At 36.5% G+C, this 16,380-nt stretch carries 15 protein-coding genes; 10 read left to right on the top strand and 5 right to left on the bottom strand.

Annotated features, from left to right (window positions below; translation table 11 throughout):
* Window positions 1-229: 229 nt before the first annotated feature.
* The 3 genes from CQ046_RS16875 to CQ046_RS16865 form a co-directional block, all read right to left on the bottom strand.
* Entirely contained in the window at window positions 230-2,527 is a 2,298-nt protein-coding gene (locus CQ046_RS16875) for a GH92 family glycosyl hydrolase (RefSeq protein ID WP_105703400.1), read from the bottom strand.
* 77 nt (window positions 2,528-2,604) lie between these two features.
* Window positions 2,605-3,288, bottom strand: a complete 684-nt coding sequence (locus CQ046_RS16870) for a response regulator transcription factor (protein ID WP_105703399.1) — start codon at window positions 3,286-3,288, stop codon at window positions 2,605-2,607.
* A 12-nt stretch (window positions 3,289-3,300) separates the two neighbouring features.
* Window positions 3,301-4,554 carry a sensor histidine kinase gene (locus CQ046_RS16865; protein ID WP_105703398.1) on the bottom strand — a complete coding sequence of 418 codons (1,254 nt, stop codon included), beginning with the start codon at window positions 4,552-4,554 and terminating at the stop codon, window positions 3,301-3,303.
* A 148-nt stretch (window positions 4,555-4,702) separates the two neighbouring features.
* Between CQ046_RS16865 and CQ046_RS16860 the strand changes: the two genes are divergently transcribed.
* From CQ046_RS16860 to CQ046_RS16820, 9 genes are all read left to right on the top strand, one after another.
* Complete coding sequence (locus CQ046_RS16860) at window positions 4,703-5,113, top strand: DUF1573 domain-containing protein (protein WP_034695742.1); 411 nt, start codon at window positions 4,703-4,705, stop codon at window positions 5,111-5,113.
* Window positions 5,114-5,515: 402 nt separating this feature from the next.
* Window positions 5,516-6,397 carry an SDR family oxidoreductase gene (locus CQ046_RS16855; protein ID WP_105703397.1) on the top strand — a complete coding sequence of 294 codons (882 nt, stop codon included), beginning with the start codon at window positions 5,516-5,518 and terminating at the stop codon, window positions 6,395-6,397.
* An 83-nt stretch (window positions 6,398-6,480) separates the two neighbouring features.
* Complete coding sequence (locus CQ046_RS16850) at window positions 6,481-8,421, top strand: M1 family metallopeptidase (protein WP_105703396.1); 1,941 nt, start codon at window positions 6,481-6,483, stop codon at window positions 8,419-8,421.
* A 336-nt stretch (window positions 8,422-8,757) separates the two neighbouring features.
* The gene (locus CQ046_RS16845; RefSeq protein WP_105703395.1) at window positions 8,758-9,645 is read left to right on the top strand and encodes a DUF2589 domain-containing protein; all 888 of its coding nucleotides are present in this window, start codon (window positions 8,758-8,760) and stop codon (window positions 9,643-9,645) included.
* Between the two features lie 16 nt (window positions 9,646-9,661).
* Window positions 9,662-10,360, top strand: coding sequence for a hypothetical protein (locus CQ046_RS16840; RefSeq protein WP_105703394.1), 699 nt, complete (start codon window positions 9,662-9,664; stop codon window positions 10,358-10,360).
* A complete protein-coding gene (locus CQ046_RS16835; RefSeq protein WP_105703393.1) occupies window positions 10,360-10,938 on the top strand; it encodes a hypothetical protein in 579 nt (192 codons plus the stop codon). Before CQ046_RS16840 ends, CQ046_RS16835 begins: the two co-directional genes overlap by 1 nt.
* Before the next feature lie 12 nt (window positions 10,939-10,950).
* On the top strand, window positions 10,951-12,213 hold the full coding sequence (locus CQ046_RS16830) for a S8 family peptidase (RefSeq protein ID WP_105703392.1): 1,263 nt from the start codon (window positions 10,951-10,953) through the stop codon (window positions 12,211-12,213).
* Window positions 12,214-12,263: 50 nt separating this feature from the next.
* The gene (locus CQ046_RS23660) at window positions 12,264-12,413 is read left to right on the top strand and encodes a hypothetical protein (protein ID WP_165790538.1); all 150 of its coding nucleotides are present in this window, start codon (window positions 12,264-12,266) and stop codon (window positions 12,411-12,413) included.
* A 66-nt stretch (window positions 12,414-12,479) separates the two neighbouring features.
* On the top strand, window positions 12,480-13,307 hold the full coding sequence (locus CQ046_RS16820) for an endonuclease/exonuclease/phosphatase family protein (protein ID WP_165790537.1): 828 nt from the start codon (window positions 12,480-12,482) through the stop codon (window positions 13,305-13,307).
* Window positions 13,308-13,312: 5 nt separating this feature from the next.
* Here the strand turns inward: CQ046_RS16820 and CQ046_RS16815 are convergent, their stop codons facing one another.
* Both CQ046_RS16815 and CQ046_RS16810 read right to left on the bottom strand, forming a co-directional pair.
* Window positions 13,313-13,999: a response regulator transcription factor gene (locus tag CQ046_RS16815; RefSeq protein WP_105703390.1), complete on the bottom strand. Its 687-nt coding sequence runs from the start codon at window positions 13,997-13,999 to the stop codon at window positions 13,313-13,315.
* Entirely contained in the window at window positions 13,989-15,311 is a 1,323-nt protein-coding gene (locus CQ046_RS16810) for a sensor histidine kinase (protein WP_105703389.1), read from the bottom strand. Before CQ046_RS16810 ends, CQ046_RS16815 begins: the two co-directional genes overlap by 11 nt.
* A gap of 119 nt (window positions 15,312-15,430) precedes the next feature.
* On the opposite strand from CQ046_RS16810, the gene CQ046_RS16805 reads away from it, so the two are divergent.
* Window positions 15,431-16,264, top strand: coding sequence for a GLPGLI family protein (locus CQ046_RS16805; RefSeq protein ID WP_105703388.1), 834 nt, complete (start codon window positions 15,431-15,433; stop codon window positions 16,262-16,264).
* Window positions 16,265-16,380: the final 116 nt, after the last annotated feature.

Below are 16,380 nucleotides of genomic sequence, written 5' to 3'. Positions count from 1 at the left end.
TTAGGATATAAAACAGCTAAAAGACGCATCGCTATGGAACTTCGGGATATGATTACCGCAATTCTAATAATATTTGCGGGGGGTGATCCTGCAAAAGTCTTCAAAACTTAAAACATAAAAAATGGTCGGAAATTTCTTCCGACCATGACTAGGCTTTAGCCCGCTCTTTTATTTTGAAAACTTCCATTGGCTTTAGCCAAAACTTATTATTTCAACCCCCTTCACTGTTTTACTTTTTCGCTTTACTTCCCATATAAAAAGTAAGCTTCCCACCATTCATAATCTCAGAATGTTTCAATGTAAAATTTTTAATCTCTTTTCCATTCAAGAGAACTTTCTGAACATATACATTTTTAGGACTTTGGTTGATGGCTTCAATTTCAAAAGTTTTTCCATTCTCCAGATTCAATACAGCGCTATCAATCGAAGGACTTCCGATAGAATAATCTTCAGATCCGGGAGCAACAGGATAAAAGCCTAATGAACTTAAAATATACCATGCACTCATTTGCCCGGCATCATCATTTCCTCCCAGTCCGTCCGGTGTGGCTTTATATTGCATTTCCAGAATACGGCGGATTTGTGCCTGTGCTTTCCATGGCTGTCCTGCCCAGTTATAAAAATAGGCAACATGGTGAGCGGGTTCATTTCCGTGAACATATCCACCAATAATACCTTCACGGGTAATATCTTCGGTGTCTGCAAAGAATTCATCTGGTAAATGCATCGTGAACAGTTCATCAAGTTTTGAAGCAAATTTCTTCTTTCCGCCCATCAAGTTGATCAATTCATCAGGATTTTGTGGAACAAAGAAACTGTAGTTCCATGAATTTCCTTCAATAAAACCTTGTCCATGGGTACTTAGTACATCAAAATCTTTTTTAAAGCTTCCATCTGCCAGACGTGGACGCATAAACCCGATGGTTTTGTCAAAATTATTTTTCCAATTTTCAGATCGCTTGATAAACTGATTGTAGATTTCTGTTTTGTTCAGATGTTTTGCCAGTTGAGCAATAGCCCAGTCATCATAGGCATACTCCAGTGTATTGGAAACTGAAGTTCCGTTTTTCTCAGCCGGAATATAACCAAGATCAATATACTGTCCGATACCTTCATAATTTCTTTTGTTGGCTGTTTCTATACATGCTTTTAAAGCTTCTTCAGGATCACCTTTGTAATTCCCTTTAATAATAGCATCAGCCACTACACTTACACTGTGGTAGCCGCTCATACACCAGTTGTCATTCGCATAATGTGACCAGATAGGCAGCATTTTCATCGAAAACTGATTATAATGAGCCATCATGGATTTTACCATGTCACCATTTCGTTTCGGCTGGATGATATTAAAGAAAGGATGCAGTGTACGGTACGTATCCCACAGAGAGAAGGTTGTGTAATTGGTAAAACCATCCGCTTTGTGAATATTCTGATCCAAGCCTTTATATTCTCCATTGACATCCATATAAGTGGTAGGATTGATAAAAGTATGATACATTGCCGTATAAAAATTCGTCTTTTCCGTATCAGAACCTTTAATGACAATTTTATTTAACTCCTTATTCCAGTTATCCTGAGCTCGTGCTTTTGCCTGATCAAAAGTTATATTTCCAGTTTCTTTTTCCAGATTTTCTAAGGCGTTGGTCTGGCTTACCGGAGAAATGGCCAATTTTACTTCAATGGTTTCGTTTTCATTAGTATCAAAATCAAAAAACATTTTCAGATTCTTACCTGCGATTTCCGGAAAATTCTGATTTTGGTCAAATTTTCTCCAAAACCCTTTGTAAACCTGCTTCTCATCATAGTTTTTCTGACCGTAAGATTTGAAAGGTTTTGAAAACTTCATCGCAAAATAAACCGTTCTCGTTCTTGCCCAGCCATTGGTCTGACGATAGCCTGTAATGGTATTTCCGTTTTCTACACGAACGTATGTCCAGATGTTTTTTCCGTCATAATTGTAAATGCCAGCCATCAAATCCAGAATAATGTGAGCCTGGTCAGACTTTGGAAAAGTATAACGGTGAATTCCTACTCTTGGCGTTGCAGTAAGCTCTGCAAGAATATTGTGATCATCCAGTTTTACTTTATAATATCCGGCTTCTGCCGTTTCGTTTTGGTGTGAAAATCTACTTCTGTAACCACTTTCCGGATTGGAAGCTGTTCCCGGGTTCAGTTGAAGCTTTCCTACGGTAGGCATCACCAGAAAATCTCCGAGATCAGAATGGCCTGTTCCGCTGAAATGGGTAGAGCTGAACCCCACAATCGTTTTATCTTCATAACGGTAGCCGGCGCAGTATTTATAAACCTCACCATTGTATTTTCCATTAAGTTCATAAGAAATGGAGTCTGTTTCAGGGCTTAGCTGTACCGCACCAAAAGGAACTGTAGCTCCGGGGTAAGTATGTCCCATCTTTTCAGTTCCGATCAGAGGGTTGACATATTGTATTAATTTTTCAAATTTTTGAGCCTTAAATTGTGCAGTTACACATAAAAGAAATAGAAAAACAGTAGATCTGTGATTTTTCATTAATAGGAAATTTTCAAAGTTTAAAATTAATTAAAATCATCATTTGCTGTTGTGTTTTGGATCAGTTTGAAAACTATTTATTCTTTTTCAGAAAAGCGGAAACCTATTCCGTGTAGATTTTCTATTAAAACATTCTGTTCTTCGGCCAATACTTTTCGCAATCGGGAAATAAATACATCAAGACTTCGCCCCATAAAATAATCATCATCACCCCAAATCGCCTTCAGGATTTCCTGTCGTTTGACCACGAGATTCTTGTGACGGATAAAATATAAAAGAAGATCAGATTCCCGTTGGGTAAGGGTGATACTGTTTTCTATACCCTGCAGAGTGTAGTTTTTAGGATCAAAATCATATTTGCCGACTTTATATTTTAGAGGAGAAGTATCTGTTTTCTTGGTACGTTTCAGAAAAACTTCAATTTTCAACATCAGTTCTTCAATGCTGAAAGGCTTTACCAGATAATCATCAGCTCCTATTTTAAGACCTTTAATCCTGTCTTCTTTTAAAGCCTTTGCAGAGATGAAAATAATCGGAATTTCAGAATTTTTACTGCGGATTCGTTGTGCTACTTCAAATCCATTCATGCCGGGCATCATGATATCCAGCAGACAAATATCGAAATCCTGACTGTTAAATGCCTCCAATGCAGATTCACCATCAGAATAACAGCTGATATCATAATAACTTTCCAGACTGTCTTCCACCAGAAAAGCTATTGTTTTGTCATCTTCGGCATATAAAATTTTAGATTTCTCCATACTTACACTTGATTAATTTGAAAACGGAAAGAAGAGTGTTGTGGTAATTCCTTTGTCTTCATTATTCTCTACAGAAATTTTCCAATGGTGCTGCTGCACGACTTTTTTTACATAAAATAATCCCAGCCCGAAACCATTTACCTCTTCACTTCTTTTGGTATGTACCCGGTAAAATTTTTCAAAAATATGAGGAATATTTTTAGCGGGAATTCCCATTCCGTTGTCTTTAAACTTTAAATATAAGCCTTTTGAATCTTTATGAGCAGAAATTTTAATCACAGGCTGCGTTTCACAATACTTGATAGAATTATCCAAAAGATTGTAAATGATATTGGTAAAGTGAAATTCATCAGCCATCACGGATGTGCTGTTTTCAATATTAATTTCGATGCTGAGGTCTTTGTTCTTTTGCTGTATGTTATCTGCAATTTCTTGAATAAAAGGAAGTAACAGAATTTTTTGAGGCTTTAATGACAATCCGGCAGCATCGTTCTTAGCAATATTCAATATTTTCTCGATATGACTGTTAAGTTTATGACTTTGATTGATGATAATGGAAGTATACGTCTGCAATTTAGAGTTTTCCTGTACCATTTCCTGCTTATTAAGCGCTTCTGAAGCCAAAAGTATTGAGGATAAAGGAGTTTTAAACTCATGCGTCATATTATTAATAAAATCACGCTGCAACTCTGAAAACTTCTTCTGCTGAATGATGGTATAAATGGAATATACATACACCAAGAGGATGATGATAAGGGCAAATGTCAGAAGATACCAGAATCTTAATGAACTGATCAGATAAGTTGTTTTATCGGGAAAACGAATGGAAAAGTAATAGATCAGATTTTTGTGCTTCGGAAAATTAATCACTTTATTACTGGGACTTTCCTGATGTGAGGTCATATATTTTCCGTAGACCATTTTATCACTGTGGCAGTTGTATAGTGCATACACATAATCTGTATTAATCTGAAAGCGAGTGAATTCTGTCTTTAGGTAATATTCAAGAACTACAGGATGAAATTCATTGTTGATATTCACCACGTAATAGTCATTGGCAATATTCTGTACAGGATTTTCAGTATAAGATGTTTTTCCTCCGGAGAGCTTTTCCGCAACCTCCATTAAGGCAATATTGACCTTTTGGTTGAATTTTTTATCTTCAAGATTATAAGCCTGGCGGGTCCACATCAGCTGTGCTATTAAAATTCCGATAATAGCAATGAATCCCAGCGTTATGATAATATTGAGCCTTTTTATTTTCATTTTCAGAAACAATATTATCCAAAAATATCTATTTATCTTTTATTATTAACAACTCGTTAACAAATGTTTGACAGCGGTTAACAAGTTGTAATCACTGTCTGCTTTACATTTGCTATATCGAAATATAATAATATTAAAATTTATACTCATGAAAAAACTAAAAATTACAGCTCTTTTGGCAGTGTTAGCATTCTCTCCTTTTTATGCTAATGTACTTACTGCAGACGCTCCATCTATTGTGAAAATGGTAGCTGATGCTATTAAATGGAAATCAGAATCTATTGATGTAGGAAATATTCCTCAAGGAAAACCAAAATTGATCAGATTTGAATTCACGAATACAAGTTCAAAACCAATCATTATCCAGAATGTAGCTCCTTCATGTGGATGTACAACAGCGGATTATACAAAAACGCCTATCCAGCCGGGAAAAAAAGGATTTGTAGAAGCTAGCTATAACGCAGCAGCAGCTGGTCCGTTTATGAAGACTGTAAACGTTACTACAAGTGACAGCAAAACTCCTAAAACACTTTCGTTCAAAGGAGTAGTAGCTTCTTAATATAGTACTTTTTTAAAAGATAAAAACAGCCTGATCAGTAATTATCAGGCTGTTTTCTTTTTTGAATGTTTGATCTATTTTTAATTATTAAGATGCTTAAACTTTATAAAACCACAAAAGTCACAAGAGCCTTCATTTTGTCCACTTAAGTAAGTTTAAAATAATGCTGGAGAAAAGTTCAAATTCAAATAAGATGAAAATCTTTGATGTACTTATTTACATAAAGTTTGGCTCTAAAAAAATTTAAGCGTTTAAAACTTTTGTGTCTTTTGTGGTTAAAAAATCATGAATATAAAAGTTGAGACAGCTTCTATGTAAAGAACAATTATTTGTAGCATTATTTATCAATCTATTTTAAAGGATTGCATTTTAATATTTATTATTTTTAAGAAAAAATAATTTATGAGTCTATATACACAACCTATGCTTCGCGAAGGTGCACTAAAAGATAAAGTAGCAATTGTAACAGGAGGCGGAAGCGGTCTTGGAAAAGCGATGACGAAATACTTTCTTGAATTGGGCGCCAAAGTAGTGATTACTTCCAGAAATCTGGAGAAACTACAGACAACAGCTAAGGAACTGGAAGATGAAACAGGAGGGAAAGTACTTTGTGTTGCTTGTGATGTAAGAAACTGGGATGAAGTGGAAGCCATGAAAGAAGCGACACTGAAAGAATTTGGAAAGATTGATATCTTATTGAATAATGCTGCAGGAAACTTTATTTCTCCAACAGAAAAGCTGACTCATTCCGCATTTGATTCTATTCTGGATATTGTTTTAAAAGGAACAAAAAACTGTACCCTTTCGGTAGGAAAGCACTGGATAGATTCTAAAACTCCGGGAACTGTACTGAATATTGTAACAACCTACGCATGGACAGGTTCTGCCTACGTAGTACCATCAGCCTGTGCAAAAGCAGGAGTTCTGGCGATGACAAGATCATTGGCTGTAGAATGGGCTAAATACGGAATCCGTTTCAATGCTATTGCTCCGGGACCTTTCCCTACAAAAGGAGCTTGGGACAGACTTCTGCCGGGAGATCTTCAGGAGAAATTTGATATGAAGAAAAAAGTTCCGTTGAGAAGAGTAGGAGAACATCAGGAGCTTGCCAATCTTGCCGCTTATCTGGTTTCCGATTATTCCGCGTATATGAATGGGGAAGTGGTAACCATTGATGGTGGAGAATGGCTTCAGGGAGCTGGAGAATTTAACATGCTGGAAGCCATTCCTCAAGAAATGTGGGATGCTTTAGAGGCAATGATTAAAGCAAAAAAATCAAATTAAATTAAACTTATATTAAAAAAGCTCCCGGATGTGTAACAAATCCGGGAGTTTTTTTTACCTATACAGTAAATAATATTTTTCAAATGAATTTTAAACTTCCAACCCTTGTTTCCACCGTTGCAGTGATCCTGTTATCAGGCTCTGTATACGCACAGGAAACCCCAAAATATGATTATGTAGAAGCATTTAAGCCGTTTTTCTATCCGCAGACAGGTACAGCAACCCGTTCTGCAAGCGGACAGCCGGGGCATGCTTATTGGCAGAATTCGGCAGATTATCATTTGAATGTCAGTCTGAATGAAGATAAAAAAGAGATTACAGGTACAGCAGAAATTACTTATACCAACAACAGTCCGGATAAATTAGGTTTTCTTTGGCTGCAGCTGGATCAGAATCTTTTTGCAAAAGATTCCAGAGGAAATGGAGTCGTTCCGCTTTCGGGAAGCCGAAATGGAGCTCATGGTGAGGAATTTAATGGCGGATATAAAATTAAATCAGTCAGACTTGACGGAAAAAATGAAGTAAAATACACCATTACCGATACAAGAATGCAGATTGATCTTCCAAAAGAATTAAAAGCGAATGGAGGTGTTGCTAAAATAGAAATTGAATATTCTTTTGTTTCTCCTGATTATGGCTCAGACAGAATGGGAATTCAGGATACTAAAAATGGTAAGATATTTACCATGGCACAATGGTATCCTAGAATGTGCGTTTATGATGATATTTTGGGTTGGAATACGCTTCCGTACCTTGGTGCTTCGGAGTTTTATCTGGAATATGGAAATATTACAGCCAATATTACCGTTCCGGCCAATCAATATGTAGTGGCATCCGGAGAACTTCTGAATGAAAAAGAAGTATACAGCAAAGAAGAAATCAACCGATGGAATCAGGCAAGAAACAGCGATAAAACAGTAATGATTCGTCCTGAATCTGAAATCGGTAAAAATAAAGCTTCCGGTACAAAAACATGGAAATTTAAAATTACACAAGCCAGAGATTTTGCGTGGGCATCATCGGCTGGATTTATTTTAGATGCTGCAAAAATTAATCTTCCTAGTGGAAAGAAATCCTTGGCTATTTCAGCTTATCCGGCAGAAAGCTCGGGTGAAAAAGCATGGGGGAGATCTACAGAATACACCAAAGCGGCTATAGAGCATTATTCAAAAAAATGGTATGAATATACCTATCCGGCAGCCACCAATGTAGCAGGAAATGAAGGCGGAATGGAATATCCGGGAATTGTATTTTGTCATATGGATTCCAAAGGAGAAGACCTTTGGGGTGTTACTGACCACGAGTTTGGGCACAACTGGTTCCCAATGATCGTAGGATCTAATGAAAGACTTTTCGCATGGATGGATGAAGGGTTCAATACATTCATCAACGGGCTTTCAACTGAAGCTTTCAATAAAGGAGAATATTATCGTAAACCGAATCTGGCAAGATCAGGAACGTATCTGTTGACCGACAGCCTGGAGCCTGTAATGGTAGGACCGGACAATATGAAAGAAAGAAGTATCGGAGCTTTGGCTTACTATAAACCAGGAACAGGATTGGATGTTTTAAGAGAAACAATCCTGGGACCTGAAAAATTTGACAAAGCATTCAGAACCTATATAGACCGTTGGGCTTTTAAACATCCTACACCATGGGATTTCTTCCATACGATGGAAAATGTTTCCGGAGAAGAACTGAACTGGTTCTGGAGAGGATGGTTCTTTAACAAATGGAAAATTGATCAGGCCGTTAAAAACGTACAATATGTCAACGGAAACTTTAAAAATGGAGTTCAGATTACTGTTGAAAATATTGGCCAATTGCCAATGCCTACAACAATTCAGTTGAAATTCAAAGATGGAACGGCACAAACGGTGAATATCCCTGTTGAAGTTTGGAAAAGAAATACAGAATGGACATTCAAAGTAGATTCTAACAAGGAAATTGATGTGGTGAAACTGGATCCGAATTCTGTTGTTCCTGATGTTAATCTGGAAAACAATAGCAAAAAACCTGCATAGAAATGTTAGATTTAACGCAAAGAATTAATATCTCCTGTTGAATTTTCAAGGAAGAAAAGATGAAATCAACCTCATTGATTCTTTCTAAGCGAACGCATATTCATACAGCTTCATCAGCAACTTGTTGCTTTCTTAGCTTACTTAAGCATAAGAAGAAATCATATCATCTTTGCGTTTTATAAAATAAATATCATAAAAGCCTGAGCTTACCATCGTAAGTTCAGGCTTTTTATTTTTAGGGTGTTTTTCCGGGGTAAGTAGAGTTGTTTCCCTTCAATGTTTGGGTGGTTTGCAATATAATTTTGTCTCACCATATTAATTTAAAAACAAAACAACATGGAAACATTAAAATCAGTGCTTGAAGCAAGCCACGCAAAAAAAACAAAAAATGAGTTAATTGACCTCTTGTCAGGAGTAGAAAAAGTACTTACTCCGGCAGTGTATGAAAAAGTATCAGGAATCGAGATTTCAGAATTAAGTACATTGACCAATAAAGAACTTTTAAACATTGTAGAAGACTTCAAAAAGAATTATGATGCAAAATGGGAAAAATCCTTTTCAGGAGTTTCTTCAGAGATCATGAAGCTTATTGCAGGTAAAATGGCTGCTGATGAAGAGATTTTCAAAACTTCAGACGCTGCCAGTGCAGATTTTGCTGCAGAATTGGGAAGTATTGATTTTGCCACTATCATTGGAGGACCTTTGGATGCCTGTGTAAAAGCACAGTCTAATGCCTCTATTGCCACCGTTAATTTCATCAATGAAGTAGGTTTTGAGCTTACGGATCCCAACGACCCGAATAGTGCGAAAAAACTGAGAATGGCAGAATTCAAATACAAAAAAAATATTCCGAATCCAGATTTTGACCCGGACCAGCCGGTAAGCAACAGTAATCCTAAAACAATTCCTAGCGATGTCGAAATCTCAATGCCTTTCGTAGGATTGCTGAATGTTCCAAGTTTCAGAATCGAATCTTGTGAGGTAGATTTTAATGTAAAACTGAATTCTACTTATACGAAAGATGTGAGTGATGAGTTTGGAATCAATGCAGGAGTATCGGGAGGTTGGGGACCGGTAAAATTCAAAGTGGATGTGTCTTATAAAAGATCTTCCAGTACGGGAATTAAAGTGGAAAAAGAATATTCTCTTGGGGTAAAAGTACGTGCAACCAACGATGAAATGCCTGCCGGACTAGAAAAAGTTCTTGGACTTCTTTCACAATAAAAACATTTTACGAAAGATGATAAAACTATCAGATTACCTGGATTATCTCAACAACGAGATAATTCAGGCTCGTAAAAAAGCAGACGAAAATGCAGTTCTTATTGCCAAAGAATACGCCCGTCATGAATACCTTAAATATTTTAAGGTTCCGAGATATGCCCTGCCCAGTGTAAAAATGGATATTCCGATTAAAATTACAGACATAGATTCTGCTCCCAAATATAATTTTAAACTGAATCAGGACCAATTTGTTACAGAGATAAATGAGAGAATCCGCTTGGTGAATAAAGAGAAAAAGCTGAATATTCCTGAAATCAGCCAAAAGCAGATTCAGACCGAAGAGTTCAAAACCTTGTTCAGTAAACTGGAGAAAAATGATCAGAAATTCGGAAAGCTTCCTGCCAATGAAGTTCTTAAGCTGGATCTCAGAAACAAAATTCAGCTTCTTAATTCCGGAATCTTCAGACCTCAGGACAGGACAACGGAAGAAGAAACCGATGAGCTGAAAGAGATTTTTTCAAAGGTCTTACTGAATAAATATACGCTGGTGAATGCCAAACTGAACAATATTTACATAGATCCCAACACCAGTGCAGCGGAAGATAAAGACAAATTATTCATCAACCTTCATGTGGAAATGGAGGAAGAAGGAATCAGAATCGTGTCTTACAAAGATAAAGACGGTAACGAGATAGAACAGATAACTTTTGAGTAATGCATGAACTTATTCATTTTACAGTACAGAAAATCAAAGAACTTCTGGAACAATTCAATGAAGTTCAGGCTTTATACCTGTCAAAATCATTTGACTTTGATACCCGGTTTGATGTATTTCTCAACGAAGTTCTGGAATATTTCCGTACAAAAGGAAGCACCAGCCATGAATCTGAAGTGTTGAAAATTATGAATACGATTGTGACCGTGAAAAGAGGCTTTAATCCAATAAAAATGGAAAAAATAGTCTCTGGAAGACGAGAACTTCTCGGAGGATTTTCATTCAACGGGATAGAAAGTATTTATGATATTTTAATGGAAATATACACGAAGGAAAACAAAAAGCTTGATGATGCGGAAGAACTTATTTCCGGGGTTATTGTCTCATTATACCAGAACGGAATTTTGAATGATGAAAAGCTGAAAGAAATGAATTCTGTTCCCAAAATTGAAACCTTCTGGAATTCACTTGTTGAGCAGAATCCAGCCATATCCGGAATTAACAAAAAACTAAGACTGTCCGTCATTCCGGAAGATATTTTCCTTATTCTGGAAAAAGTATTTCTGAAATTAATTTAAAAAAAGATCATTATGGAAACCGGAAGATACATTGTTCTGCTGCAGGATCAGCAGAAAAATTCGCTCAAAAAAATAGAGAAAGAACTGGAAGTGAATATTATTTCTTCAGAATTGCTGTCCAAAGAAAACCGTTCTTATGAAATCATTGATCAGGACAACGGGGTGCTTTACAAAAATCTGGGAGTTCTTGTGGTAGAAAATATGGATGAAGACCAGTTGAAAAGTGCTGTGAAAAATGAATCAAATTCTATTATTTATTATGAAAAAGAAAGAGAATTTTTTCCTGCAGACGAATTACAACTCATTAATGAACTTAAAAAACAATCAGCCGGACTCGCTGAAAAAATCTCAGAACTTGAACAATACATCACCACCAAACCTTTACCACAAAAATCATTTGTTGAAATGGAATGGGGATTAAAAGCTATCGGCCTGGAAAATACCAATTATACAGGAAAAGGAATTGATGTATGCATTCTGGATACCGGGCTTGAAACTTCCCATCCAGATTTTTCTGCTAAAGAAATTGAAGGAAAATCTTTCATAGACGGTCAGGACTGGAACAGAGATCCCAACGGACATGGGACTCACTGTGCCGGAGTGGCTACAGGAAATACCAGAAGTGATACAGGCCGACGTTATGGAATTGCCAAAGACTGCAATCTGAAAATAGCGAAAGTGCTCGCAGATAACGGAAGAGGAACTACCAGCAGCGTCATTGATGCCATAGACTGGGCAATCACGAAAAAATTCAGAATATTGTCGCTTTCGCTGGCATCTCCGGTGAAACTTGATGATCAGCCTTCCGTTCTTTTTGAAACCATTGGAGAAAGAGCGCTGGAGCATAACTGTCTTATTATAGCAGCTGCAGGTAATGACAGCAACAGACCCCAGATTCCGCAGCCGGTTTCTATGCCGGCCAATTCAAAATCTATTATGGCGGTTGGAGCCATTGATGCTCAAATGAAAATTGCAAGATTCTCAAACGCAGGAATCAATCCATCTACAGGAGGAAATATCAATGTGTGTGCTCCCGGAGTAGATATTATCAGTGCTTATCCTAAAAATGCAAAGAACAAAAATAATTTATATTACAGCATGAGTGGTACAAGTATGGCAGCACCGCATGTTTCCGGACTTGCCGCTTTGTATATGGAACAGTTTCCTGACAAATCAGCAAAAGAGATCTGGGAACTGATTGAAAACAAGGCAAGGCCTATTGAAGGCATAAAATACAGAGATATAGGAAACGGTTTAATACAGGTATACTTATGATCACTTATCTCGCGGTTTTAAAAAAAGATATAAACATTAAAAAACTGGAAATGCTTCTCAAAAGTAAAGGCATAAAACTGGCTTCCCATTACAAAACCATAGGTGTTGTAAAGCTTGAAAGTAACATTTCCATTTCGGAATCCGAATTTCCGGAGTATTTTATATCTATAGAAGAAGAAAAAGATAATTTAACAATATAATCACATCAATAAAGCTTTTCTGTCACAGAGAAGTTTTATTTTTGTCTCTTACTGATAAAATAAGATATGAATTTCAGATTTTCAATGGTGTTTCTGATGCTCTTTGCATTAGGATTTTCACAGGACCTTACCGTAATGAGTTTTAATATCAGACTGAATGTAGAGTCGGATAAAGACAATGCCTGGCCAAAAAGAAAGCAGGATGTTGCAGATTTACTGACCTATTATCATCCGGATTATTTCGGAGTACAAGAAGCGCTTCCGGAACAGATGAAAGATATTAAAACAGGATTAAAGAACTATGACTATCTCGGAGTAGGAAGAGATGACGGTAAAGAAAAAGGAGAATTTTCTGCTATCTTTTATGATACAAACAAACTTGAAGCCGTAAAATCTGGAACATTCTGGTTATCTGAAACTCCGGAAAAACCTTCTAAAGGCTGGGATGCTGCGCTGAACAGAATCTGTACCTATGCTGTATTTAAAGATAAAAAATCAAAGAAAGAATTCCTTGCGATGAACCTTCATTTCGATCATGTAGGAAATGTAGCAAGAGTAAAATCTTCCGAACTGATTCTGAAAAAAATTAAAGAACTGAACCCAAAGAATCTTCCGGTAGCTTTGAGCGGAGATTTTAACCTTACAGATGATTCAGAACCTATTAAAATTCTTTCCCAGAATATGAAAGATACTTTCTATCACTCGGAAACTAAACATTATGGTCCGGTAGGAACTTTCACAGGTTTCAACGTAAATGAAGTTCCTAAAGACAGAATTGATTATATTTTTACAAAAGGCTTTAAGATCAGATCTCACAGGCACATCAATGACAGAAGAGAGAATCTTTTGTATCCGTCAGATCATTTTCCGGTGATTGTGAATCTTTCTCTATAAAAAAATCAGTTGGTTGGAAAATCGACTTCAAATCCAATTCCTCTCAGGGATTGGATTTTTATTTGAGGATCACTGTTCAAATACTTACGAAGCCTGCTGATAAACACATCCAGACTTCTTCCGGTAAAATAATCATTGGTTTCCCAAAGATTATCCAGAATATTATCCCTTGTAATGATGGATCGGTTGTGTTTTAGAAGATACAGAAGAAGTTCCTGTTCTCTTATGGTCAGTCGATTGTTTCCGTTAGGATGCGACAACAGAAGTTTGGCCGTGTCCAGTGAAAATTCTCCGATTTTTATTTGACTTTCCGTAATGGCAGGAAGTGTTCTCTTCAGAATGTTTTTAATTCTTAAAACAAGTTCTTCAGGATCGCAGGGTTTGGAAATATAATCGTCAGCACCTATTTTCAATCCGGTCAATCGGTCTATTTTTTGATTTTTGGCGGTTAAAAATAACAAAGGGAAATTACTTCTTTCCTTGATGATGATTTTCGCCAGTGAGAAACCATCTATATTGGGCATCATCACATCCAGAATTCCTATCTGAAAAGGAAAATCAGTCTGAAGTAAGAGAACTACATCTTCTGGATTCTGAAACCAGCTGACTTCAAAATCTTCCAATTCAAGATACTGCTTAAGAATCATTCCGAAATCCGGATCATCTTCTGCCAGAAGGATTTTAGTTTTCATAAGGAATTGATATTTTAAAAGTACTGCCTGTATTGATCTGGCTGGAAACTTCTATTTTTCCGCTATAATTTGTAATGATTTTCTTCACGAAATAAAGTCCGAGTCCAAGCCCTTTGCTGTTGTGAATATTATTATTCTGTATTCTGTAGAATTTTTCAAAAATGCTACTGAGTTCTTTGGCTTCCATGCCCTGGCCATTGTCAGAAACTTCCATATTCAATTGTTGAGAACTGTATTGAAGATTTATGGTAACAACAGATGCACCATATTTCACGCTGTTTTCACAGAGGTTTTTCATGACCGTTTCCATTAGATTTTTATCAAAAGGAAGCTTTTGTGAAACTGAATTTTTAAGGTTAAAATCAATGTCTGGGTAAGTAACTGAAAGATCCTGGATGAAAAAGTTCCAGTCTTCAGGTTGTACAGCGGTCATTTCATCCGGCATTTCATCTTTATGAAGTTGAAACATCAGACTTTCAAGGCGTGAAATCTGCCTGTCAACGAGAGGAAGTGTTTCCGGATTAAATTCTTTTTTTAATGCTTTTGAAGCTATTTTTAAAGTAGCGATCGGAGTTTTAAACTCATGCGAAATGTTATCCACAATAGTGTGGAGAACTTCTACCTGCTTCTGCTGCTGGATCAGATTTCTAATGGTGAAAATATAAAGCAGAAGAACTCCTGAAAGAAGAATCACACAACAAATAATCAATAATGTAAGCTCTTTGAAAACAATGCTTTTTATATTTTTGATCTCAAAATCTGTCTGGGTTTTAACAAGAAAAGTATTCTTTTTTTCAACGTGGCCTTTCTCGCTATCATCTCTTTTGGTGGTGGAGGTTTCCCAGCTTCCATTGCTGGCAATGCGGGGATTTTTAATAACATCCGGTGTTTCAAAAATGACAATAGGTTCAGTGATTACTTTTGCGCTGTCTGGAAGATGAACAATAGAAAGATATCGTATTCTTGCCGAAATTTCATAACCGTCTTTCTGGTAACGGCTGTCAATATAATGGATCAGTCTTTCTCTGGCAGATTCCCTGTTTTCTATGAAATAATGAAGAAAATCCTTTTTGCTGATCTCCTTATTATGATACTGTATAATGATTTCCTGAAGAGAGTCATCATTCCTTTCTTTGGCTTCCTGGATGTCCTCAAGATTATCAGTATAGTTGGTAAGTCCGTCATTCACGGATCTGTAGATGTCCCTTTCTTTTACCTGATAGGTTTTATACATAAAATACACCTGGATTCCCAGTAAAAGTAGGAACAGAGCGGCAAAAACCGAAATCAGAATTTTACTCTTGGCTATCATCGAAACAAAGATAAAGCTTTACCATTCTACTAAAATAATATTTTTACCATTAACCTTTTATTAACCTGATGATTAGTGTGATTTTTGGTATTTTTAGAAAATAAAAAACTATTTAACTCATGAAAAAGAGATTCATTCTTCTTGTTCTGTTATTTGGAGTGTTCATCAATGCTCAAACGCATCGTTTTATATATGAACTTCAATACAGAATTGAACCTAACGGGACAGAGTATGATAAAGAAGATATGGTGCTGGACATCAATCCGGAGGAAGTAAAGTTTTATGAATTTGAATTTTTACCAAACGATTCTCTGAATATTCTCCACGGGGGAATGTCTTCTCAGCATACGAGCCAGTCTGGACAGACCATTCTCCGAAAAAGAAATTCTAATAAAAATAAAAACTTTGTTCAGATCATGATGATGCCCTATTATTATGTTTTTGAAACGGAAGATAATATTCAGTGGAAAATAGAGACTGATACAAAAAAGATCAACAGTTATAATTTACAAAAAGCGACTGCCATGTTTGGAGGACGAATCTGGACAGCCTGGTTTACTCCGGATATTAACATTCCCGAAGGGCCTTATAAATTTAGAGGATTGCCCGGGTTGGTTCTGTACGTAGAAGATGATAAGAAAGACTTTATATATTCTTTCTCCCGAAATAGTAACCTCCCTAAAACATACGACACAAAAGGTTTTCTCGAAAAACATTATTCGTTGGCTCCTATTATCATTGACTTTAAGAAATGGGTGAAACTGAACCTTGAGTTTTATAATGATCCCTATGCCAGAATGAGAACCGAATTTCAGCCGGACTGGAATGTACGCATTAATGGACAGCAAATCAAAAGTAAAGAAGAGTTTGCAGGGTTGACCAGGCAAACGCAGATCAACATGAAAAAATATTATAATCCGATAGAACTGGATAAAATAATTCCTTATCCATAACAGTATACTTTATTGATTTTACCCCTGAATTTCCAAATTCAGGGGTAATTATTTTAATGAAAAAGGTATTAACCTATCATTAACCCACCGTTAACCGAAATTCTCCCTTTCAATAT

The organism is Chryseobacterium sp. MYb7 (genome assembly GCF_002979455.1).
In the GTDB taxonomy this organism is placed as follows: domain Bacteria; phylum Bacteroidota; class Bacteroidia; order Flavobacteriales; family Weeksellaceae; genus Chryseobacterium.
The sequence above is the reverse complement of the archived record's forward strand: the minus strand, read 5'-3'. Positions and strand labels throughout refer to the sequence as shown.

Coding starts and splice junctions, on each gene's coding strand:
- CQ046_RS16870 (WP_105703399.1), bottom strand. CDS start 3,288: ATGGAGAAATCTAAAATTTTATATGCCGAAGATGACAAAACAATAGCT.
- CQ046_RS16830 (WP_105703392.1), top strand. CDS start 10,951: ATGGAAACCGGAAGATACATTGTTCTGCTGCAGGATCAGCAGAAAAAT.
- CQ046_RS16845 (WP_105703395.1), top strand. CDS start 8,758: ATGGAAACATTAAAATCAGTGCTTGAAGCAAGCCACGCAAAAAAAACA.
- CQ046_RS16840 (WP_105703394.1), top strand. CDS start 9,662: ATGATAAAACTATCAGATTACCTGGATTATCTCAACAACGAGATAATT.
- CQ046_RS16855 (WP_105703397.1), top strand. CDS start 5,516: ATGAGTCTATATACACAACCTATGCTTCGCGAAGGTGCACTAAAAGAT.
- CQ046_RS16810 (WP_105703389.1), bottom strand. CDS start 15,311: ATGATAGCCAAGAGTAAAATTCTGATTTCGGTTTTTGCCGCTCTGTTC.
- CQ046_RS16815 (WP_105703390.1), bottom strand. CDS start 13,999: ATGAAAACTAAAATCCTTCTGGCAGAAGATGATCCGGATTTCGGAATG.
- CQ046_RS16860 (WP_034695742.1), top strand. CDS start 4,703: ATGAAAAAACTAAAAATTACAGCTCTTTTGGCAGTGTTAGCATTCTCT.
- CQ046_RS23660 (WP_165790538.1), top strand. CDS start 12,264: ATGCTTCTCAAAAGTAAAGGCATAAAACTGGCTTCCCATTACAAAACC.
- CQ046_RS16875 (WP_105703400.1), bottom strand. CDS start 2,527: ATGAAAAATCACAGATCTACTGTTTTTCTATTTCTTTTATGTGTAACT.
- CQ046_RS16850 (WP_105703396.1), top strand. CDS start 6,481: ATGAATTTTAAACTTCCAACCCTTGTTTCCACCGTTGCAGTGATCCTG.
- CQ046_RS16820 (WP_165790537.1), top strand. CDS start 12,480: ATGAATTTCAGATTTTCAATGGTGTTTCTGATGCTCTTTGCATTAGGA.
- CQ046_RS16835 (WP_105703393.1), top strand. CDS start 10,360: ATGCATGAACTTATTCATTTTACAGTACAGAAAATCAAAGAACTTCTG.
- CQ046_RS16865 (WP_105703398.1), bottom strand. CDS start 4,554: ATGAAAATAAAAAGGCTCAATATTATCATAACGCTGGGATTCATTGCT.
- CQ046_RS16805 (WP_105703388.1), top strand. CDS start 15,431: ATGAAAAAGAGATTCATTCTTCTTGTTCTGTTATTTGGAGTGTTCATC.